The 19669-nt window shown below is 59.5% G+C and carries 18 protein-coding genes; 11 read left to right on the top strand and 7 right to left on the bottom strand.

Annotated elements, in window-relative coordinates; all coding sequences use genetic code 11:
• Positions 1-92: 92 nt before the first annotated feature.
• The gene (locus tag KHQ24_RS03025; protein WP_023319869.1) at positions 93-1238 is read right to left on the bottom strand and encodes a porin; all 1146 of its coding nucleotides are present in this window, start codon (positions 1236-1238) and stop codon (positions 93-95) included.
• 91 nt (positions 1239-1329) lie between these two features.
• Between KHQ24_RS03025 and KHQ24_RS03020 the strand changes: the two genes are divergently transcribed.
• On the top strand, positions 1330-1458 hold the full coding sequence (locus tag KHQ24_RS03020) for a hypothetical protein (protein ID WP_032431199.1): 129 nt from the start codon (positions 1330-1332) through the stop codon (positions 1456-1458).
• Here the strand turns inward: KHQ24_RS03020 and ybbP are convergent.
• Together ybbP and ybbA are read right to left on the bottom strand one after the other, a co-directional pair.
• A complete protein-coding gene (gene ybbP, locus KHQ24_RS03015) occupies positions 1420-3834 on the bottom strand; it encodes a putative ABC transporter permease subunit YbbP (protein WP_064189738.1) in 2415 nt (804 codons plus the stop codon). The genes KHQ24_RS03020 and ybbP overlap by 39 nt on opposite strands.
• Positions 3831-4517: a putative ABC transporter ATP-binding protein YbbA gene (ybbA, locus tag KHQ24_RS03010; RefSeq protein WP_004146399.1), complete on the bottom strand. Its 687-nt coding sequence runs from the start codon at positions 4515-4517 to the stop codon at positions 3831-3833. Before ybbA ends, ybbP begins: the two co-directional genes overlap by 4 nt.
• On the opposite strand from ybbA, the gene tesA reads away from it, so the two are divergent.
• Genes tesA through KHQ24_RS02995 form a run of 3 tightly spaced genes read left to right on the top strand, consistent with a single transcriptional unit; the run spans position 4488 to position 6823 of the window.
• On the top strand, positions 4488-5111 hold the full coding sequence (gene tesA / locus KHQ24_RS03005; protein ID WP_025999119.1) for a multifunctional acyl-CoA thioesterase I/protease I/lysophospholipase L1: 624 nt from the start codon (positions 4488-4490) through the stop codon (positions 5109-5111). The genes ybbA and tesA overlap by 30 nt on opposite strands.
• Positions 5101-5910, top strand: coding sequence for an SDR family oxidoreductase (locus tag KHQ24_RS03000; RefSeq protein ID WP_074186539.1), 810 nt, complete (start codon positions 5101-5103; stop codon positions 5908-5910). Before tesA ends, KHQ24_RS03000 begins: the two co-directional genes overlap by 11 nt.
• Before the next feature lie 58 nt (positions 5911-5968).
• A complete protein-coding gene (locus tag KHQ24_RS02995) occupies positions 5969-6823 on the top strand; it encodes a co-chaperone YbbN (RefSeq protein WP_049093329.1) in 855 nt (284 codons plus the stop codon).
• 107 nt (positions 6824-6930) lie between these two features.
• On the opposite strand, the gene fetB is transcribed toward KHQ24_RS02995, so the two are convergent.
• On the bottom strand, positions 6931-7713 hold the full coding sequence (fetB, locus tag KHQ24_RS02990) for an iron efflux ABC transporter permease subunit FetB (RefSeq protein WP_004204721.1): 783 nt from the start codon (positions 7711-7713) through the stop codon (positions 6931-6933).
• Positions 7700-8377 carry an iron efflux ABC transporter ATP-binding subunit FetA gene (gene fetA / locus KHQ24_RS02985; protein WP_004204722.1) on the bottom strand — a complete coding sequence of 226 codons (678 nt, stop codon included), beginning with the start codon at positions 8375-8377 and terminating at the stop codon, positions 7700-7702. Before fetA ends, fetB begins: the two co-directional genes overlap by 14 nt.
• Positions 8378-8517: 140 nt before the next feature.
• Between fetA and KHQ24_RS02980 the strand changes: the two genes are divergently transcribed.
• Positions 8518-9435, top strand: a complete 918-nt coding sequence (locus KHQ24_RS02980; RefSeq protein ID WP_004204723.1) for an SPFH domain-containing protein — start codon at positions 8518-8520, stop codon at positions 9433-9435.
• Entirely contained in the window at positions 9432-9890 is a 459-nt protein-coding gene (locus KHQ24_RS02975) for an NfeD family protein (RefSeq protein ID WP_064178018.1), read from the top strand. Before KHQ24_RS02980 ends, KHQ24_RS02975 begins: the two co-directional genes overlap by 4 nt.
• On the opposite strand, the gene cueR is transcribed toward KHQ24_RS02975, so the two are convergent.
• Complete coding sequence (gene cueR, locus KHQ24_RS02970; protein WP_004204725.1) at positions 9887-10297, bottom strand: Cu(I)-responsive transcriptional regulator; 411 nt, start codon at positions 10295-10297, stop codon at positions 9887-9889. The genes KHQ24_RS02975 and cueR overlap by 4 nt on opposite strands.
• Positions 10298-10403: 106 nt before the next feature.
• On the opposite strand from cueR, the gene copA reads away from it, so the two are divergent.
• From copA to ybaK, 3 genes are all read left to right on the top strand, one after another.
• Positions 10404-12905: a copper-exporting P-type ATPase CopA gene (gene copA / locus KHQ24_RS02965; RefSeq protein ID WP_087771499.1), complete on the top strand. Its 2502-nt coding sequence runs from the start codon at positions 10404-10406 to the stop codon at positions 12903-12905.
• Between the two features lie 131 nt (positions 12906-13036).
• Positions 13037-13831, top strand: a complete 795-nt coding sequence (locus KHQ24_RS02960; RefSeq protein WP_211777116.1) for a TraB/GumN family protein — start codon at positions 13037-13039, stop codon at positions 13829-13831.
• 201 nt (positions 13832-14032) lie between these two features.
• Entirely contained in the window at positions 14033-14512 is a 480-nt protein-coding gene (gene ybaK / locus KHQ24_RS02955) for a Cys-tRNA(Pro)/Cys-tRNA(Cys) deacylase YbaK (RefSeq protein WP_049093330.1), read from the top strand.
• 105 nt (positions 14513-14617) lie between these two features.
• Here ybaK and ushA read toward each other — a convergent pair whose 3' ends face one another.
• Positions 14618-16270, bottom strand: a complete 1653-nt coding sequence (ushA, locus tag KHQ24_RS02950) for a bifunctional UDP-sugar hydrolase/5'-nucleotidase UshA (RefSeq protein WP_004204729.1) — start codon at positions 16268-16270, stop codon at positions 14618-14620.
• Between the two features lie 268 nt (positions 16271-16538).
• Here ushA and KHQ24_RS02945 point away from each other — a divergent pair, with 268 nt between their 5' ends.
• Both KHQ24_RS02945 and ybaL read left to right on the top strand, forming a co-directional pair.
• On the top strand, positions 16539-17759 hold the full coding sequence (locus KHQ24_RS02945) for an MFS transporter (protein WP_004204731.1): 1221 nt from the start codon (positions 16539-16541) through the stop codon (positions 17757-17759).
• Positions 17760-17984: 225 nt separating this feature from the next.
• Positions 17985-19661 carry a YbaL family putative K(+) efflux transporter gene (gene ybaL / locus KHQ24_RS02940; protein ID WP_004204732.1) on the top strand — a complete coding sequence of 559 codons (1677 nt, stop codon included), beginning with the start codon at positions 17985-17987 and terminating at the stop codon, positions 19659-19661.
• Positions 19662-19669 lie beyond the last annotated feature (8 nt).

The raw sequence follows: 19669 nt of genomic DNA, 5'->3' as shown, positions 1-19669 counted from the left end.
CCCGGCTTGCGGCGTAAACGCCTTAGCCGGGCTACCGGTCGGCATGATTTGTAGCCCCGGTGAGCGCATCGCGACCGGGGAGATGTGACCGCTTAGAAGTCGTAGCGCAGACGCACCAGGTTCATATCGCCCAGATTGTCGGTGCTGGAGGTAAACACGTGCTCGTAGTCAACGCGGAAACCGTAATCCAGCTGGAAGCTAATCCCCAGACCGTTATCGATACGCTGGTAGTTGCGGCCATTCACGTACTGCAGGCGGTCGCCCATAAAGTACGGCTGAATAGATTTAACGGCATACTGATTGATCGGGAATTTATAGCCCGCAAAATATTCAATCCCCCAGGCGTCGCCGGCGAAGTAATTATGCACATCGGTTTTTTTGGTAGTGAGGAAGTTCTGATACCAGCCGCCGCCGAAGGAGAAGGTCCAGTTATCCGGGGTCCAGCTCAGCGCGGTACCGACGATGTTCTGGTCATAGGTTTTGCTGTCGGAAGTTGACGGGTCGCGCATTTCGGCGCGGGTGTAGTTCCACGCAGTCCCCCAGGTCAGATCCTTCATGATGTGGTAGTCCGCGCCAACAGAACCGCCGCCTTTACGTTTATAGCGCAGACCGTTACCCGGCAGGTATTCGCTGTCTTCGAACAGATAAGAGCCGTAAAGATCGACATCGCCAACGGTTTTCTTATATTTCAGCATATTACGTGAACGATAAGAACCATCGTAATCGCCGTTAATACCGTTGCCCGGCGCCTGGGCAATCATATCGTAGTCCCAGATATCGGTTTTCACCCCCACCACATCATAGTAAATACTGTTTTGCTGACCGTAGGTTAACGTCCCCCAGGTATCGCTTTTCAGGCCGGTATACAGCATGCGGCGGGTAGTATTGTTCGCCCCTTCCGCGTAGTGGTTATCCCAGTCGAACAGCGCCGGAATGTTCACCCCCAGTTCGTAGTAGCTGATCCAGCTAATATCATCGAACAGGTAGTAATCCGCCGCGAAGCGGAAACGAGTGCCGCCGTCGAAACCGTTACGCTTATAGGAGCCTTTATCGCCATCGCCGGTCATCATGTTGAATTGCGGACGAATACTCCCGCCGACGGTAAAGTTAAGCCGGCTTAACGGATCGCCCGCCTGCGGATCTTGTTTCAGCAGCGTGATCTCCGCGTGAGAAGCAAATGAAGTGAACACCAGTGTTGCGCCGATCGAGATCGCCAGCGCTTTTATTTTATGTGCCATAGTTTTTCCTTGATTAATAAGCAACCTTATATTTACCAGCTGAATATTAACCGCGAATCAGTACAGCGTGTTGTCGGTTTTTTAATGTTTTGTGCGCTTAAAAATCAACGAGTTATCAATTTGTGCGCTTAAAATAAAAGCGCCGCCAAAAACGGCGGCGCATCATCAAAATGCAATAATCTTACTGGTTAAACTGACGGAACAACGCTTTCCCTTTTAACAAACGCAGCCCCAGCCCGCCGCCGCACAGGGATAACAACACCGCCCCCGTCAGCGGCAGCATCACCCACAGCCGCCAGTCCGGCGTCCAGGGGAAATCAAAGACTTTCGTCTGCAGCATCGCCAGCGCCACTTCGGCGCCTATCGCCGCCACCAGGCCGGAGACCAGCCCCAGCAGGGCAAACTCCGCCCACAGCGTGGCGCGCAGCAGCGATTTTCCGGCCCCCAGCGTGCGCCAGACCACCAGCTCCTGATGCCGCTGGCGCATACCGACCTGGACCTGCGCCAGCAACAGCAGCACGCCGCAGGCCGTGACCAGGCCCACCATCACCTCCAGCGCCCGGCTGACCTGGGAGAGCACCTGGCCGACCTGACGCAGGATGGCGCCGATATCCAGCAGGCTGACTGTAGGAAACTCGCGGTTCAACTGGGTCAACATCGCGGGACCGTTATCCCAGCGGAAGCTGGTGAGCCAGCTCTGCGGCTGCCCGTCCAGCGCCCCGGAGGGGAAAATAAAGAAGAAGTTGGGCCGCAGGCTCTCCCAGTCAACTTTGCGCACGCTGCTCACCTTCGCGCTGAAGTCCTGAGTATCGCCGGTAAAGGTCACCGTATCGCCGATCTTCACCCCCAGCCGCTGCGCCAGCCCCTCCTCAATCGATACCTCGCCCGGCTTCGGCGGCCAGCTGCCGGCCACCAGCGGATTATGATCCGGACGCTGTTCGCTCCAGGTGAGATTAAGCTCGCGATTCAGCGCTTCGTCTTTGTTCCCGTCCGTGGAGTGGCCGTTGATCTGCGTCAGACGAGCCCGGACGATCGGATAAAATTCCGCCGCCCGCGTCTGGTGTTCGGCGAGGAAAGTCTTCACCGGCATTATCTGCTCAGGGGCGATATTGATCAGAAAGTAGTTTGGGCTCTCCGGGGGCAGCTGCTGCTGCCAGCGGTCGAGCAGATCGCCGCGCAGCACCAGCAGGAGCGCCAGCAGCATAAACGACAGGGAAAACGCCGCCAGCTGGCTGAGGGTCGACCACGGCTGGCGCAGCAGGCGGTTCACCGCCAGGCGCAGCGGCAAGGCGCTGAGCGTCAGGCGTTTGAGCAGCCACAGCAATCCCCAGCCCACCAGGCCGCACAGCAGCGCCAGCACCACCGCCCCGGCCAGCACCGACCACAGCAGGGGGCTGCCGCCCATCAGCCACGCCAGCAGGCCCACCACCACGGCGCTGACCGTCGGGATCCAGATTTTCAGCGGCCAGACGTTAGCCACCACGTCCTGGCGCAGCACCCGCAGCGGCAGGGTCGCCAGCAGCAGCCGATAGGGGCGCAGGCCCACCAGCAGGGAAATCACGCCGGTCGCGCCCACCGCCCACAGCCACGGCCAGCCGCTGGCCGGCGGGAGCGCGGCGGGCAGAACCGGTTTGAGCACCAGCAGCAGCAGGCGCTCCAGCGCTAGCCCTGCTGCCCCGCCGGTTATCAGCGACAGCGTCAACAGCAGCAGCCATTGGCCGACAATCAGCTTGCGCAGCTGCGCCCGTCCGGCGCCCAGCGTCTTGAGTATGGCGACCAGATCGTAGCGGCTGCGGCAGTAGTGGCCCATCGCCACGGCCACCGCCGCGACGGCCAGCAGCAGCGTCAGCAGCGCGGATAACAACAGGAATTGCTGCGAGCGTTCGAGGGATTTGCCCAGCGCGCTGTCGTCCTGGTCAAGACCAATCCAGCGATGCTCCGGGCCGAGTTTCGGCAGCAGCCACTGCTCATAATTGGCCAGCTGTTCAGCGTCGCCGGCGAACTTATAGCGCCATGCGACGCGACTCCCGGGCTGCACGGCGCCGGTCTTTGCCACGTCGGCCATATTCATCATCAGCCGCGGCGCCATCTGGAAGGGGTTGAACCCCGCATCCGGCTCCTGAATCACTTCCCCGGCAATGCGCAGCGTGGCGTCGCCAACGTCAATCGTATCGCCGGTTTTCAGGTTCAGCAGCGCCATCAACCTTGGCGCCAGCAGCACGCTGCCCGCCTGGGGCTTCAGCCCCGGCGGCTGCGTCTCGAGAGTGCCATACAGCGGATAGCGGTCATCCACCGCCTTGACGTCCGCCAGCTGCGGCGTATCGCCCGCAAAGGTCATGGTGGCGAAGCTCAGCTGTTCGCTGACGCTCAGCCCTGACTGGCGCGCATGCGCGATCCACTCAGCGGGCACCTCGCGCGAACTGCGCAGCGTGCGGTCGCCTGCCATAAACTCACGGCTTTGCTGGCTGAGGCCTTTCTCCATCCGATCGCTTATCGACCCCAGGGCCAGCACGCAGGCCACGGCGAGGCTTAACGCCAGCCAGACGATCAGCAGCGACGGCGAGCGCCATTCGCGCCAGAACCAGCGGGCGATCATGCTTCCTCCCGCAGCTGGCCATCCACCAGGCGCAGACGACGGTCGCAGCGCGCCGCCAGCAGCGGATCGTGAGTGACGAGGATCAGGGTGGTGCCGTGTTCGCGATTAAGCGAGAACAGCAGATCGGCAATTTTATCCCCGGTCTGGCGATCGAGGTTGCCGGTGGGCTCATCGGCGAACAGAATGGCCGGACGACCATTGAAGGCCCGGGCCAGCGCGACCCGCTGCTGTTCACCGCCGGAGAGCTGTGCCGGCAGGTGGTGCAGGCGTTTGCCAAGCCCCAGCTGCTCAAGTAGCGCGCGGGCATCGCCCCGGCTCTGGCTATCGCTGGCGCCACGCAGCAGCGCCGGCAGCTCGACGTTCTCCAGGGCGTTGAGCGTCGGGATCAGCATAAACGACTGAAAGACAAAACCGACGTGCTGCGCCCGCAGCGCCGCCCGCGCCTCCTCATCCATCCGATGCAGCGGTTTGCCCAGCATCGATACTTCCCCACTGCTGCCATCGTCCAGGCCGGCGAGGATCGCCAACAGGGTCGATTTACCGGAGCCCGACTCGCCGATCAGGGCGATGGTCTGCCGCGGTTTGACAACCAGCTCAACTCCGGTAAGGATGGAGAGCTGATGCTCCCCCTGACCGACGGACTTCTTAAGATGATGAACTTCAAGTATGTTTTCCGCTGGCATGTGCCTTTCCTGTTTTTGTTCCTGTTTACCTGCCGCGCGATGGCGGCGGATACGCTGCTGATCCTCGGCGACAGCCTGAGCGCTGGCTATCGGATGGCGGCCAACGCCGCGTGGCCTGCGCTGCTCAATGAGAAGTGGCAGGCGAAAACGCCAGTGGTGAACGCCAGCATCAGCGGCGATACCTCCCAGCAAGGGCTGGCCCGTCTGCCTGCGCTGCTTAAACAGCATCAGCCGCGCTGGGTGCTGGTTGAGCTCGGCGGCAATGACGGGCTACGCGGCTTTCCGCCGCAGCAGACCGAGCAGACGCTGCGCACCATTATTAAGGATATCAAAGCGGCCAACGCCGAGCCGCTGCTGATGCAAATTCACCTGCCGGCGAACTATGGCCGCCGCTATAATGAAGCCTTCGGCGCGATTTACCCGGCCCTGGCCAAAGAGTTCGCTATTCCTCTCCTGCCCTTTTTTATGGAGGAGGTGTATCTGAAACCCCAGTGGATGCAGGACGACGGCATTCACCCGAATCGCGACGCGCAGCCGTTTATCGCCGAGTGGATGGCGAACCGGCTGGCTCCCTTAGTTAATCATGACTCCTGAACGCCAGGGGTCGCTGACAGGTAAAGTTATGCAAAAAACGGTTTTAGTGACAGGCTGTTCCAGCGGAATTGGTCTGGAAAGCGCACTGGATTTAACCCGCCAGGGCTTTCGCGTGCTGGCGGCCTGCCGCAAGGCAGAGGACGTGGCGCGGATGCAGGAGCTGGGGCTAACCGGTATTTTGCTCGATCTGGACGACCCGCAGAGCGTGGAGCGCGCGGCGGCGGAGGTGCTTGCGCTGACCGATAATCGTCTCTACGGCCTGTTCAATAACGCCGGATACGGCGTCTATGGCCCGCTGAACACCATCAGCCGCCAGCAGATGGAACAGCAGTTTTCCGCTAACTTTTTCGGTGCCCATCAGCTCACCATGCTGCTGCTGCCAGCGATGACGCCGCACGGCGAAGGTCGCATCGTGATGACCTCGTCGGTGATGGGGCTTATCGCCAGCCCCGGCCGCGGCGCCTACGCCGCCAGTAAATACGCCCTCGAGGCATGGTCCGACGCGCTGCGCATGGAGCTGCGTCACAGCGGTATCAAGGTCAGCCTGATTGAGCCGGGCCCGATCCGCACCCGCTTTACCGATAACGTCAACCAGACGCAAAGCGACAAGCCCGTTGAAAACCCGGGCATCGCCGCCCGTTTTACCCTCGGGCCGGAGGCGGTAGTGGAAAAAGTGCGCCACGCTTTTATCAGCGATAAGCCGAAGCTGCGCTACCCGGTCACCCTGGTCACCCACGCGGTGGCGCTGCTCAAACGCCTGCTGCCAGCCCGCGCGATGGACAAAATTATCCACGGCTGAGTTGAAGCGCGGCATGCCGCCCCCATGTAAAACAGAAATCGACTAACGAGAAATGCCCATGTCCGAACAGAATATTGTCAACATTAGCGAAGCGAACCTGCAGCAGACGCTACAGCAGTCCATGAACGTCCCGGTGCTGTTTTACTTCTGGTCTGCCCGCAGCCAGCACTGCGAACAGCTGACCCCGGTTCTTGAGCGCCTGGCCGCTCAATACAACGGCCAGTTTACGCTGGCAAAGGTCGATTGCGACGCCGAGCAGATGCTCGCTTCACAGTTTGGTCTGCGCGCCATCCCTACGGTTTATCTGTTCCAGAACGGCCAACCAGTGGACGGTTTTGAAGGCCCGCAGCCGGAAGAAGCGATCCGCGCCCTGCTGGATAAAGTCCTGCCCCGCGAAGAGGAGCTGAAAGCGCAGCAGGCCCTGGCCCTGATGCAGGAAGAAAAATACGCCGATGCCCTGCCGCTGCTGAAGGAGGCCTGGCAGCTGTCGAATCAGGACAGCCAGATTGGCCTGCTGCTGGCGGAAACGCTGATTGCTCTGCACCGGTCCGATGAAGCGGAAAGCGTGCTGAAGACCATCCCGCTGCAGGATCAGGATACCCACTATCAGGGTCTGGTGGCGCAGATTGAGCTGCTCAAACAGGCCGCCGACACGCCGGAAATCCAGCAGCTGCAGCAGCAGGTGGAACAGAATCCGGAGGACGCGCAGCTGGCCTCCCAGCTGGCGCTACAGCTGCATCAGGTCGGGCGTAACGAAGAAGCGCTGGCGCTGCTGTTCAGCCATCTGCAGAAGGATTTAGGCGCTGGCGACGGCCAGGCGCGCAAGATGCTGCAGGAGATCCTCGCCGCCCTCGGTACCGGCGATGCGCTGGCCGCCAAATACCGCCGTCAGCTCTATTCGCTGCTGTACTAATCCGTTGCCAGCCCCGGATAGCGCTGCGCTTATCCGGGCTACGCGAACGATGAGGAACCTAGCCTTAGTCGCCCGGGTGAGGCGTGAACGCCGCAACCCGGGATCGTTCACGGGCGCTTTTTCAGCTGCGTCACCACCAGCTGATGGCGGGCGTTGAAGAACTTCCGGTAGGTCAGATAGCCGGCGATAATCGTCGACAGGCTGGCGGTCGACAGCAGCATAAAGGTCACCATGATCTGGTACTTAATCGCCTTTACCGGGTCAATACCGGCAAAAATTAGCCCCGACATCATCCCTGGCAAACTCACCAGGCCGACCGTTTTCGCTGAATCGACGGTGGGTATCAATGACGCGCGAATGCTGTCGCGGATCAGCCGCGCCGAGGCCATTTTCGGCGTCGCGCCGAGGCTCAGCTTCTCCTGAATCTGCTGCTGCTCGCTGCTGAAGCGCTGGCCCATATTGTTGTAGCACAGTCCCACCGCTACCATGGCGTTCCCGGCCACCATCCCGGCAATCGGGATCACCTGCATCGGGACGAAGGCTATCGATCCAGAGAACACCAGCACCGCCAGCGTCAGCCCGGCGCCGGTGGTGATGGCGATAAATGACGAGACAAAAGCCTTATCGATATACTTGCTGCGCTTTTTGGCATTCCACGCCGCGTTAAAGCAGATAAACAGCACCATCAACAGCGTCAGAACCGCATGATTGACGTTAAAGATATATTTCAATACATAGCCGACGATAATCAGCTGCACGATCGCCCGGCAGATGCTCCAGAGAATATCTTTTTCCAGCGCCAGCTTTTCCCGATAGCTCACCAGAATAGCGATCAGCACCAGCACCATCGACAGCGCCAACGATTCGTTCGTAATGTTATGCCCGTTCATGCCGTACCTCCTGCATGTTTCCGCCGGCAGGCTGCAAGGTAATCACTTCATCGGCATGCGAAATTTCGTTGCGATCGTGGGTGACCCACAGAACAGCGACCTGCTTTTCCGTCGCATAGCCATGAATAATGTCATTCACATTCTGTTTATTACTGTCATCCAGCGCGCTGGTAATTTCGTCCAGCAGCAGCACGCGCGGCAGAAATTGTAAATTGCGGATCAGCGAGACGCGCTGCTTTTCCCCGCCGGATAGTTCATTAATCGATTTTTCCAGCATATTTTCGCCCAGACCAAAGCGCTGCAGGTCGGCCACCAGCGCCTGCGGATCCGGTTGTTTATTGCGGATCTGCCACGGAAAAATCAGGTTATCGTAAACCGAATCCCCGAACAGCGCCGGCGTCTGCGCACAGTAAGAGACCTGCTGGCGATACCTTTCCGGCGACAGCGTCGCGACATCGGCATTGTCGAAAAACAGGCGTCCGGAGGTCGGACTGAGCAGCGAGGCGATAATTTTCAGCAAGGTGCTTTTCCCGCAGCCGGAAGGCCCGGTAATCAACTTAAATTCCCCGGGTCTGAGCTCAAGATTGATATTGTGTAAAATAACTGCGTCGTCGGTCTTAAATCCCACACCCTCGAGACGCAAAAGCGCGTTATTTTCCTTCATGAGGCTTCCTGATTATTTTCTGAAACACCGCTAGTTTACCGCACTTTCCTTTCTCCCGGTGGTGGAGAAAGATATACTCAGTTTAAACACGCGCTATTTCTTTGTAGCGCTTCACCAGGCAACAAGACAGGAGGTTTTTGATGCTGATTTTTATTCCTATCCTTATTTTCGTCGCGCTGGTCATTGTGGCCGCGGCGGTGAAAATCGTCCCGCAGGGCTACCAGTGGACGGTGGAGCGCTTCGGGCGTTTTACCCAGACGCTGCAGCCGGGATTAAGCTTAGTCGTGCCGTTTATGGACCGCATCGGCCGCAAAGTGAACATGATGGAGCAGGTGCTCGACATCCCCTCACAGGAGGTTATCTCCAGAGATAACGCCAACGTCACCATCGACGCCGTTTGCTTTATTCAGGTGGTTGACGCGCCAAAGGCCGCCTACGAGGTCAGCAATCTTGAGCAGGCGATCGTCAACCTGACGATGACCAACATTCGTACCGTGCTCGGCTCGATGGAGCTGGACGAAATGCTCTCCCAGCGCGACAGCATTAACACCCGCCTGCTGCATATCGTTGACGACGCCACCAACCCGTGGGGGGTGAAAATCACCCGCGTCGAAATTCGCGACGTTCGCCCACCGGCGGAGCTTATCGCCTCGATGAACGCCCAGATGAAAGCCGAACGTACCAAACGCGCCTATATCCTTGAGGCCGAAGGGGTGCGTCAGGCGGAAATTCTGAAAGCGGAAGGGGAAAAGCAGTCGCAGATCCTCAAGGCGGAGGGCGAGCGGCAGTCCGCCTTCCTGCAGGCGGAGGCCCGCGAGCGTTCCGCTGAAGCGGAAGCCCGCGCCACCCAGATGGTCTCCTCGGCGATCGCCTCAGGCGATATTCAGGCGATCAACTACTTCGTGGCGCAGAAGTACACCGATGCGCTGCAGCAGATTGGCGCCGCCAACAACAGTAAAGTGGTGCTGATGCCGCTGGATGCCAGCAGCCTGATGGGATCGATCGCCGGGATCAGCGAGCTGATCAAAGAAGGCGCTGGCGATCGGAAAAAATCATGATCGACATGATCCTCGCCCACCCTCATCTGTTCTGGCTAAGCCTCGGCGGGCTGCTGCTGGCGGCCGAGATGCTGGGCGGCAGCGGATACCTGCTGTGGAGCGGCGTCGCCGGCGTGGTGACCGGCGCCCTGACCTGGCTCCTGCCGCTGAGCTGGGAATGGCAAGGCACGCTGTTTGCCGCCCTCACTCTGCTGGCGGCGTGGCTGTGGTCGAAGTGGCTGCGCAAGCGCGTCAAACTGCAGCGTCCTGCCGATGCTCAACTCAACCAGCGCGGGCAGCAGCTGATAGGCCGCCGTTTGACGCTGGATGCCCCGCTGGTAAACGGCCGCGGCCACGTGCGCGTGGGCGACAGCTCATGGCCGGTGATGGCTGACGAGGACCTCGCCCCAGGCAGTCAAGTCGAAGTGGTCGCCGTGGAAGGGATTACGCTACGGATCAGACCCGTCGTTCGTTAAGCCTGCGCCTTGCGATGACAGCAGCCGGAAAGATTATCGATAATCGGGCATTCCGCGCTGTCGTCGCCGGGACAGGATTCGGCCAGCGCCAGCAGGTGCGCGCGCATATTTTGCAGCTCGCGGATATGGTTCTCGATATCCGCCACTTTCTCCAGCGTGCGTTTTTTCACATCGGCGCTGTGCCGCGACGGGTCGTTGAACAAGGCCACCAGCTCGCGGCACTCTTCCAGATTAAACCCCACCTGCCGCGCCTGGCGCAGCAGCGTCAGTTCATCGAGATGCTGCTGACCGTAGGTGCGGTAGCCATTTTCGCTGCGCAACGGCGGCGTCACCAGCCCCTTTTCTTCGTAAAAACGAATCGCTTTGCTGGTTAAGCCGGTTTTTTTCGCCACATCGCTGATATTCATTTTTTCTCCTTGACCTTCCCCTTGCTGGAAGGTTTAACCTTCTTAATACTCGATGAAAGAGTGGTTCTGGTCAATCGTTGACCGGAAAATTATTCAGGAGTTATTTATGTCTAACACTATCGACCTGACGCTGGATGGCCTCTCCTGCGGCCACTGCGTCAAACGCGTGAAAGAGAGTCTGGAACAGCGTCCTGACGTTGAGCAAGCGGAAGTCACCCTCACTGAAGCCCATGTGACGGGCAGCGCCAGCGCACAAGCGCTGATTGAAGCCGTTAAACAAGCCGGATACGGCGCGGAGCTCAGCCACCCAAAGGCTAAACCGCTGGCAGAATCATCAATCCCGTCGGAAGCACTGACAGCGGCCACTCCTGAGCTTCCGGCAGCCCATGACGAAGATGACAGTCAACAGCTGCTGATCAACGGCATGAGCTGCGCCAGCTGCGTCTCCCGGGTACAGAACGCGCTTGCCGCGGTGCCGGGCGTCTCACAGGCGCGGGTTAACCTGGCGGAACGCACGGCGCTGGTGATGGGCAGTGCGTCCGCCGCAGAATTAGTGCAGGCGGTGGAGAAAGCGGGCTACGGCGCGGAGGCGATCGAGGACGATCTGGAACGCCGCGAACGTCAGCAGGAAACCGCCATCGCCACCATGAAACGTTTTCGCTGGCAGGCGATTGTCGCCCTGCTGGTCGGCGTGCCGGTGATGGTCTGGGGCATGATCGGCGATAACATGATGGTCAGCGACGACAACCGTTCGCTGTGGCTGGTCATCGGCCTCGTCACCCTTGCGGTGATGGTCTTCGCCGGCGGGCACTTCTACCGCAGCGCGTGGAAAAGCCTGAAAAACGGCACCGCCACCATGGATACGCTGGTGGCCCTCGGTACCGGCGTCGCCTGGCTGTACTCGATGAGCGTCAACCTGTGGCCACAGTGGTTCCCGATGGAAGCCCGCCATCTCTATTACGAAGCCAGCGCAATGATTATCGGCCTGATTAACCTCGGCCATATGCTGGAGGCCCGCGCCCGCCAGCGCTCCTCAAAAGCGCTGGAAAAACTGCTCGACCTGACGCCGCCTTCAGCCCGCGTGGTGACCCCTGAGGGAGAAAAGGATCTGCCGCTCGCTGAAGTTCAGGCCGGCATGACGCTGCGCCTGACCACTGGCGATCGCGTTCCGGTTGACGGCGTGATAAGCCAGGGCGAAGCCTGGTTTGATGAAGCGATGCTCACCGGCGAACCGGTACCACAGCAAAAAGGCGATGGCGATGCCATTCACGCCGGCACCGTGGTGCAGGACGGCAGCGTGCTGTTCACCGCCAGCGCCGTCGGCAGCCAGACCACGCTGGCACGTATTATCCGCATGGTGCGCCAGGCGCAGAGCAGCAAGCCGGAGATCGGCCAGCTGGCGGATAAAATCTCCGCGGTGTTTGTCCCGGCGGTGGTCGCCATTGCGCTGATTAGCGCGGCGATCTGGTACTTCTTCGGCCCGGCGCCGCAGATCGTCTATACCCTGGTGATCGCCACCACGGTGCTGATTATCGCCTGTCCGTGCGCCTTAGGGCTGGCGACGCCAATGTCGATCATCTCCGGCGTTGGCCGGGCGGCGGAATACGGCGTACTGGTGCGCGACGCCGATGCTCTGCAGCGCGCCAGTGAACTCGACACCCTGGTGTTCGATAAAACCGGCACCCTGACCGAAGGCAAGCCGCAGGTGGTGGCGGTGAAAACTTTCGCTGGCGTTGATGAGATTACCGCGCTGCGTCTTGCCGCCGCGCTCGAGCAGGGCTCAAGCCATCCGCTGGCGCGAGCGATCCTCGATAAAGCCGGAGACAGCCCGTTGCCGGAAGTGAGCGGCTTCCGCACCCTGCGCGGCCTTGGCGTCAGCGGTGAGGCGGAAGGTCATCGCCTGCTGCTCGGCAACCAGGCGCTGCTCAACGAGCAGCATATCGCCACCAGCGATATAGAAAGCGAGATGATGGCGCAGGCCTCGCGCGGCGCTACGCCGGTGCTGCTGGCGGTGGATGGTCAGGCGGCCGCGCTGTTCGCCATCCGTGACCCGCTGCGCGAAGACAGCGTCGACGCCCTGGCGCGCCTGCATCGTCAGGGCTACCGCCTGGTGATGCTCACCGGGGATAACCCCACTACCGCGAATGCCATCGCCAAAGAAGCCGGCATTGATGAAGTGATTGCCGGCGTGCTGCCGGACGGTAAAGCCGACGCCATTAAGCGTCTGCAGAGCCAGGGGCACAAAGTGGCGATGGTTGGCGATGGGATTAACGATGCCCCGGCGCTGGCGCAGGCGGATGTCGGGATCGCCATGGGCGGCGGCAGCGATGTCGCTATTGAAACCGCGGCGATCACCCTGATGCGCCATAGTCTTCACGGCGTGGCCGATGCGCTGGCGATTTCGAAGGCGACCTTACGCAATATGAAGCAGAACCTGCTGGGGGCCTTTGTCTACAACTCGCTGGGCATCCCGATTGCCGCCGGGATCCTCTGGCCGCTGACCGGCACGCTGCTCAATCCGGTGGTCGCCGGCGCGGCGATGGCGCTATCGTCGATCACCGTGGTGAGTAACGCTAACCGCCTGTTGCGCTTTAAACCAAAAGAGTAAACGCTGCTGCAGGAAAGCGGACGCTGACAGGATCGGCGCCCGCTTTTTTTCCGGGACAAGAAAAGCCCGCCGGAAGGGTGACGTGTATCACCATATGCGCTAGCATGAATGCCTCACACTTCGGAGCGCGTATGGGCCTGTTAAACCGGATAAAAATGCTGTGGCGAGCCGCCGTCGGCTCGTCTTATTCCTGGCCTGCGATGGATATCGTCCTGCCCGGCGAACGCTATCTGCACCTCGTCGGCAGCATCCATATGGGCACCCGCGACATGGCGCCGCCGCCAGCGAAACTGCTGAAAAAAATACGCCAGGCCGATGCGTTAATCGTCGAGGCCGATATCAGCGGCAATGAAACCCCGTTTAGCAATCTCCCCGCTTATCCGCCGCTGGCGGAGCGCCTGAGCGACGCGCAGCTGAGCGAGCTACAAGCGCGAGCCGGCGAGCTGGGCCTGTCGGTCGAGCTGTTCGACAGCCTGCCGCTGTGGCAGGTGGCGATGGTTCTGCAGGCCACCCAGGCGCAGAAGCTGGGGCTGCGGCCGGATTACGGTATCGATTATCAGTTGCTGATGGCCGCCCGCGAGAGCAACATAGCGGTGATGGAGCTGGAAGGCGCCGACAGCCAGATCGCGCTGCTGCGCGACCTGCCCGATGGCGGAATGGCGCTGCTGGAAGATACGCTGACCCACTGGCGCACCAACGCCCGTTTACTGCAGGTCATGATCGGCTGGTGGCTGGAGCAACCGCCGTCGCGCGGTGCGGTATCGCTGCCGACGACCTTCAGCCAGTCTTTATATGATGTGCTGATGCATCAGCGCAATCTCGCCTGGCGCGAGACGCTGCTGGCCTTGCCGCCGGGGCGCTACGTGGTCGCCGTCGGCGCGCTGCATCTGTATGGCGAAGGGAATCTGCCGGATATGCTGACATAAAAAAATGGCCAATATTGCTATTGGCCCGTCAAAGAGGAATTTCATCATTATTATTATCCCGGGATTTGTATCCCGGATCGTCTGATTGTCGCTCAAAGTGACCATCACTGCCAACACTATTGCGCAAGATGGTACTATTTTTTAGACAACCTGCGGGCGTATTCTGACGTCACGCAAAACCGGTTGGTAAGAAGGATAGCTATGACTCCCGCCGTTAAATTACTCGAAAAAAACAAAATTCCCTTTCAGATCCACAGTTACGATCACGATCCCAATGAGACCAACTTCGGTGATGAAGTGGTGCGCAAGCTCGGCCTCAATGCCGATCAGGTTTACAAGACCCTGCTGGTCGCCGTTAATGGCGATATGAAGCATCTGGCGGTCGCCATCACCCCGGTCGCCGGGCAACTGGATTTGAAGAAAGTGGCGAAAGCGCTGGGCGCCAAGAAAGTCGACATGGCCGACCCGATGGTGGCGCAGCGTATCACCGGCTATCTGGTGGGCGGTATCAGTCCGCTGGGGCAGAAGAAGCGCCTGCCGACGGTGATTGACGCCCCGGCGCAGGAATTTGCCACTATCTATATTTCCGGCGGCAAACGCGGGCTGGATATTGAGCTGGCGGCCAGCGATCTGGCGCAGCTTCTGGATGCGAAGTTCGCCGATATCGCCCGCCGCGATTGATAACACTATCCCGGATAGCGGCGCACGCGCCTTATCCGGGCTCCCCAACTCATAGCCACGGTAAGCGTAGCGCCACCGTGGAAATAGCTCACCCGAAACCCAGGCTTACTGCCAGCTCACCTCGCCTTTCGGCTCATAGGCGGCGGCATCCAGCGGCGAGTTCTTCTCGATATACTCTTTTAGCACTTCGGCATCGATAAAGCCGGTATTCACATACCCGGGTTTATCGGCGATGTTCGGGTAACCATCGCCGCCGGTGGCGTTAAAGCTCAGCGTCGCCATCCGATAGGTCTTCGACGGATCCACCGGTTCGCCTTTGATTTTCAGATCGTTCAACTTGCCGTCTTTGGCCACAAAGCTGACGTTGGCAAACTGCGGATAGGCGCCGGAATCCGGCTTCATCTGCGCGACGGCGGTCAGGTAATCCACCACCTCCTTGCCGCTCATATCGACATAGGTCAGCACATTGCCAAACGGCTGGACCTTCATCACATCCTTGTAGGTGATATCGCCCGCCTCAATGGAGTCGCGGATCCCGCCGCCGCTCATCACCGCGAAATCCGCATTACTGCGCGCCATCTGCGCCGCCAGCAGCAGGTGGCCCATATTGGTCTGCACGAAACGCACTTTACTGCGATCGCCCTCCAGATGACCATTCACGCTGCCGATCTTGACCTGCAGTTGCGCCTTACCTTTGTTCTGGAACGGCGTCAGCAGCGACATCATCTGCGGGTTCTCCGCGATCTGCGGCGTATACAGCACCCGCTCGCTTTGGCCGTTATCGTAAGTCACTTTTTTCTTCAGGTTGACCGGGATCAGCTGATAGTGCACCAGCTTCATCTCGCCGTTGCGGAACTCAAAATCGGCGCGGCCGACGTATTTGCCCCACTCATGCGCCTGGACGATCCAGATGCCGTTCTGACGATCCGGGGCGCACGGCGTCCCTGGCACATAGTCGACCTGCTTTTTATTTTCCGACGCCATGCACACCGGATCCTGCGAGTGACCGCCGACGATCATCGCCAGCGAGCCCGCGGGTAAACTCCGCGCCATCTCGACATCCCCCGGCGCGTTAGAGCCGTGGTTGCCGTTGTCATAGTGGCCCATATGGGTGGTGGCCAGGATCACGTCCGGCTTTTCATTCTGCTGCAGCTCCTGGATCACCAGCTTCGCCTCTTCCGCCGGTTTGCGGAATTCGATATCGGTGAAATATTCTGGATTGCCAATCTTGGCCGTATCGTCAGTGGTTAAGCCAATCACCGCGATTTTTAACCCGCCGCGCTTAAACAGCGCCCAGGGTTTGAACAGCCGTTCGCCGGTGCTTTTCTGATAAATATTGGCCGACAGGAACGGGAACTTCGCCCACTTTTCCTGCTGGCGCAGCACGCTCAGCGGATTATCAAACTCGTGGTTCCCCACCGCCATCGCGTCGTAGCCGATCAGGTTCATGCCGCGAAAATCGGGCTCTGCATCCTGTAAATCAGACTCCGGCACCCCGGTATTGATATCCCCGCCGGACAGCAGCAGAACGCTACCGCCTTCAGCCGCCACCTCTTTACGAATACCGTCCACCAACGTTTTCTGCGCCGCCAGGCCATATTCGCCGTAGTCATTGCGCCAGAAATGGCCGTGGTGATCGTTGGTGTGCAGGATGGTAATTTTATAGGTTTTATCCTGCTCATAGGCCTGCGCGGACAGGCTGCCCAGCGATAACGCGGCGAATAACGCCAGCGCCACGCTGTGTTTTAAACAATGCATGCTTCACTCCCTGACTTAATCCCAAGTGCCGAAAGTATAGCGAGTTAGCCGCATTGACAAATATGTTTTCAGAATTGCGACTTCCTTCAAACCTTATCAGCAGGTATGTTAGTTGGATAATAATTCCACCTGCATCCTCTATACGCCTTCGCGTTGTATGGCAGTGCGTTAGCCCGTTCGTCATATTTCCCATGCAGTAGCCGGGAAAATCAGGGCAGTCGCATGGCGTACAAATAACGAAAGCTATATAAAAAAGTGACGTGAACCTATGGCAATCAATCAGACCGCTCAACCCGTGTCCGGCCCCGCTGCGCCGCCGCAAAAAGCGCGCACCTCGTTTGGCATCTTAGGCGCGATCAGCCTGTCCCATTTGCTTAACGATATGATCCAGTCGCTCATTCTCGCGATCTACCCGCTGCTGCAGGCCGAGTTCTCCCTTACCTTTGTGCAGATCGGGATGATCACCCTCACCTTCCAGCTCACCTCATCGCTGTTCCAGCCGGTGATTGGCTATATTACCGATAAACGATCGATGCCGTGGTCGCTGCCGGTGGGCATGTGCTTTACCCTCTGCGGTTTGATCCTCCTGGCGCTGGCCGGTAGCTTCGGTATGGTGCTGCTGGCCGCCGCGCTGGTGGGTACCGGCTCCTCGGTTTTCCATCCGGAATCGTCCCGCGTGGCGCGGATGGCCTCCGGCGGCCGTCACGGCCTGGCCCAGTCGCTGTTCCAGGTCGGCGGCAACTTCGGCAGTTCGCTTGGTCCACTGCTGGCGGCGGTGATCATCGCCCCGTATGGTAAAGGCAACGTCGCCTGGTTCGTACTGGCCGCCCTGCTGGCTATCGTCGTGCTGTCGCAAATCAGCCGCTGGTACGCCGCACAGCACCGGATGAATAAGGGCAAACCGAAGCCGGCGATCGTCAATCCGCTGCCGCGCAATAAGGTGATTCTGGCGGTAGGTATTCTGCTGATGCTGATTTTCTCGAAATATTTCTATATGGCGAGCATCAGCAGCTATTACACGTTTTATCTGATGCATAAGTTCGGCTTATCGGTGCAAAATGCCCAGCTGCATCTGTTTGCCTTCCTGTTCGCGGTGGCCGCCGGGACGGTGATTGGCGGGCCCGTTGGCGATAAGATTGGGCGAAAATATGTTATTTGGGGCTCTATCCTCGGTGTGGCGCCCTTCACCCTTGTTTTACCCTACGCCAGCCTTGAATGGACCGGGATTTTAACGGTGATCATTGGTTTTATCCTCGCCTCGGCCTTCTCCGCTATCCTGGTCTATGCCCAGGAGCTGCTGCCGGGACGTATCGGTATGGTTTCTGGTCTGTTTTTCGGCTTCGCCTTTGGCATGGGCGGCCTTGGCGCCGCGGTGCTGGGCCTGCTGGCGGACCATACCAGTATCGACCTGGTGTATAAAATCTGCGCCTTCCTGCCGCTGCTGGGATTCCTGACGATATTTCTTCCTGATAACCGGCAAAAAGCCTGATTATCCGGCGGCCAAAGTGTAACGTTGGCCGCCGTTACCCCTTGCACCATCGGCCTGATGCGCGCATTCCTCCCTCGATTTTCCCTTCTGTGCCTTTTCATCCCCTAATTGCATTTTTTTGCACAATTCAAGAATTATTCATAAACAAAGTGAACGTTTTTGTCATAAACTATTACGCGGACAGGGTAGCAAAATGGACCGATTCACCACTGGAAAGGAGACGGAATGCACCACGCAACACCGCTAATCACCACCATTGTCGGCGGCCTCGTGCTCGCCTTTATTCTCGGCATGATTGCCAATAAGCTACGTATTTCTCCTCTGGTGGGATATCTCTTAGCGGGCGTGCTGGCCGGACCTTTCACCCCTGGCTTTGTTGCTGACACCAAACTGGCTCCGGAACTGGCGGAACTCGGCGTGATCCTGCTGATGTTCGGCGTCGGGCTGCATTTTTCCCTCAAGGATCTGATGGCGGTAAAGTCGATCGCCATTCCCGGGGCCATCGCCCAGATAGCTGTGGCGACGCTGTTGGGTATGGCGCTCTCCGCCGCCCTTGGCTGGTCGCTGATGACCGGCATCGTCTTTGGCCTGTGTCTCTCTACCGCCAGTACCGTGGTGCTGCTGCGCGCCCTGGAGGAACGACAGCTGATTGACAGTCAGCGCGGGCAGATCGCCATCGGCTGGCTGATTGTGGAAGACCTGGTGATGGTCCTGACGCTGGTCCTGCTGCCGGCAGTGGCCGGTATGGCGGAGAAAGGCAACGTCGGCTTCGCTTCCCTCGCCCTCGACCTCGGGATCACCATTGGCAAAGTGGTGGCCTTTATCGCCATCATGATGCTGGTCGGCCGTCGGCTGGTGCCGTGGATCATGTCGCGCAGCGCGGCCACCGGCTCGCGCGAGCTGTTCACCCTGTCGGTGCTGGCCCTGGCGCTGGGCATCGCCTTCGGCGCCGTGGAGCTGTTTGATGTCTCCTTCGCCCTCGGCGCCTTCTTTGCCGGCATGGTGCTTAATGAATCCGAGCTGAGCCACCGCGCCGCCCATGACACCCTGCCGCTGCGCGACGCCTTTGCGGTGCTGTTCTTTGTCTCCGTCGGCATGCTGTTTGACCCAATGGTGCTGGTCCAGCAGCCGCTGGCGGTGCTGGCGACGCTGGCGATCATTATCTTTGGTAAATCCGCAGCCGCCTTTTTCCTCGTGCGTATGTTTGGCCACTCGCCGCGTACCGCACTGACGATTGCCGCCAGCCTGGCGCAGATTGGTGAATTTGCCTTTATTCTCGCCGGCCTGGGGATGGCGCTTAACCTGCTGCCGCAGGCCGGGCAAAACCTGGTGCTGGCCGGGGCGATCATCTCGATTATGCTCAACCCGGTGCTGTTTACCCTGCTGGAGAAATATCTCGATAAAACCGAAACCCTCGACGAGCAGACCCTGGAAGAGGTGCTGGAAGACGAGAAGCAGGTGCCGGTCGATATCTGCAACCACGCGCTGCTGGTCGGCTTCGGCCGCGTCGGCAGCCTGCTGGGCGAGAAGCTGATGGCCCAGGGGATCCCGCTGGTGGTGGTTGAAACCTCGCGCACCCGCGTGGATGAGCTACGCGAGCGCGGGATCAGCGCGGTGCTGGGCAATGCCGCCAATGAAGAGATCATGGAGCTGGCGCATCTCGACTGCGCTCGCTGGCTGCTGCTGACCATTCCCAACGGCTATGAGGCCGGCGAGATTGTCGCCTCCGCACGGGAAAAATGTCCGAATATCGAGATTATCGCCCGCGCCCATTACGATGATGAAGTGGATTACATTATCGACCGTGGGGCCAATCAGGTGGTGATGGGCGAGCGGGAAATTGCCCGCGCCATGCTGCAGCTTCTGGAAACGCCACCCGCCGGTGAAGTGGTCACTGGCTGATGTACAGC

It is taken from the genome of Klebsiella sp. 54 (assembly GCF_018223875.1).
Classification (GTDB): domain Bacteria; phylum Pseudomonadota; class Gammaproteobacteria; order Enterobacterales; family Enterobacteriaceae; genus Klebsiella; species Klebsiella quasipneumoniae.
Note: the sequence above shows the minus strand (reverse complement) of the source record. Positions and strands in the feature narration are given on the sequence as shown.

Bases quoted from the DNA above. Each gene is read 5' to 3' on its own strand.
- cueR (WP_004204725.1), bottom strand. From the start codon at position 10,297: ATGAATATCAGCGATGTGGCGAAAAAAACCGGCTTAACCAGCAAAGCG.
- ybaL (WP_004204732.1), top strand. From the start codon at position 17,985: ATGCACCACGCAACACCGCTAATCACCACCATTGTCGGCGGCCTCGTG.
- copA (WP_087771499.1), top strand. From the start codon at position 10,404: ATGTCTAACACTATCGACCTGACGCTGGATGGCCTCTCCTGCGGCCAC.
- KHQ24_RS03000 (WP_074186539.1), top strand. From the start codon at position 5,101: ATGACTCCTGAACGCCAGGGGTCGCTGACAGGTAAAGTTATGCAAAAA.
- ybbA (WP_004146399.1), bottom strand. From the start codon at position 4,517: ATGCCAGCGGAAAACATACTTGAAGTTCATCATCTTAAGAAGTCCGTC.
- KHQ24_RS02945 (WP_004204731.1), top strand. From the start codon at position 16,539: ATGGCAATCAATCAGACCGCTCAACCCGTGTCCGGCCCCGCTGCGCCG.
- KHQ24_RS02975 (WP_064178018.1), top strand. From the start codon at position 9,432: ATGATCGACATGATCCTCGCCCACCCTCATCTGTTCTGGCTAAGCCTC.
- fetB (WP_004204721.1), bottom strand. From the start codon at position 7,713: ATGAACGGGCATAACATTACGAACGAATCGTTGGCGCTGTCGATGGTG.
- ybbP (WP_064189738.1), bottom strand. From the start codon at position 3,834: ATGATCGCCCGCTGGTTCTGGCGCGAATGGCGCTCGCCGTCGCTGCTG.
- KHQ24_RS02980 (WP_004204723.1), top strand. From the start codon at position 8,518: ATGCTGATTTTTATTCCTATCCTTATTTTCGTCGCGCTGGTCATTGTG.
- KHQ24_RS03025 (WP_023319869.1), bottom strand. From the start codon at position 1,238: ATGGCACATAAAATAAAAGCGCTGGCGATCTCGATCGGCGCAACACTG.
- KHQ24_RS02995 (WP_049093329.1), top strand. From the start codon at position 5,969: ATGTCCGAACAGAATATTGTCAACATTAGCGAAGCGAACCTGCAGCAG.
- fetA (WP_004204722.1), bottom strand. From the start codon at position 8,377: ATGAAGGAAAATAACGCGCTTTTGCGTCTCGAGGGTGTGGGATTTAAG.
- ushA (WP_004204729.1), bottom strand. From the start codon at position 16,270: ATGCATTGTTTAAAACACAGCGTGGCGCTGGCGTTATTCGCCGCGTTA.
- ybaK (WP_049093330.1), top strand. From the start codon at position 14,033: ATGACTCCCGCCGTTAAATTACTCGAAAAAAACAAAATTCCCTTTCAG.
- KHQ24_RS02960 (WP_211777116.1), top strand. From the start codon at position 13,037: ATGGGCCTGTTAAACCGGATAAAAATGCTGTGGCGAGCCGCCGTCGGC.
- tesA (WP_025999119.1), top strand. From the start codon at position 4,488: ATGAACTTCAAGTATGTTTTCCGCTGGCATGTGCCTTTCCTGTTTTTG.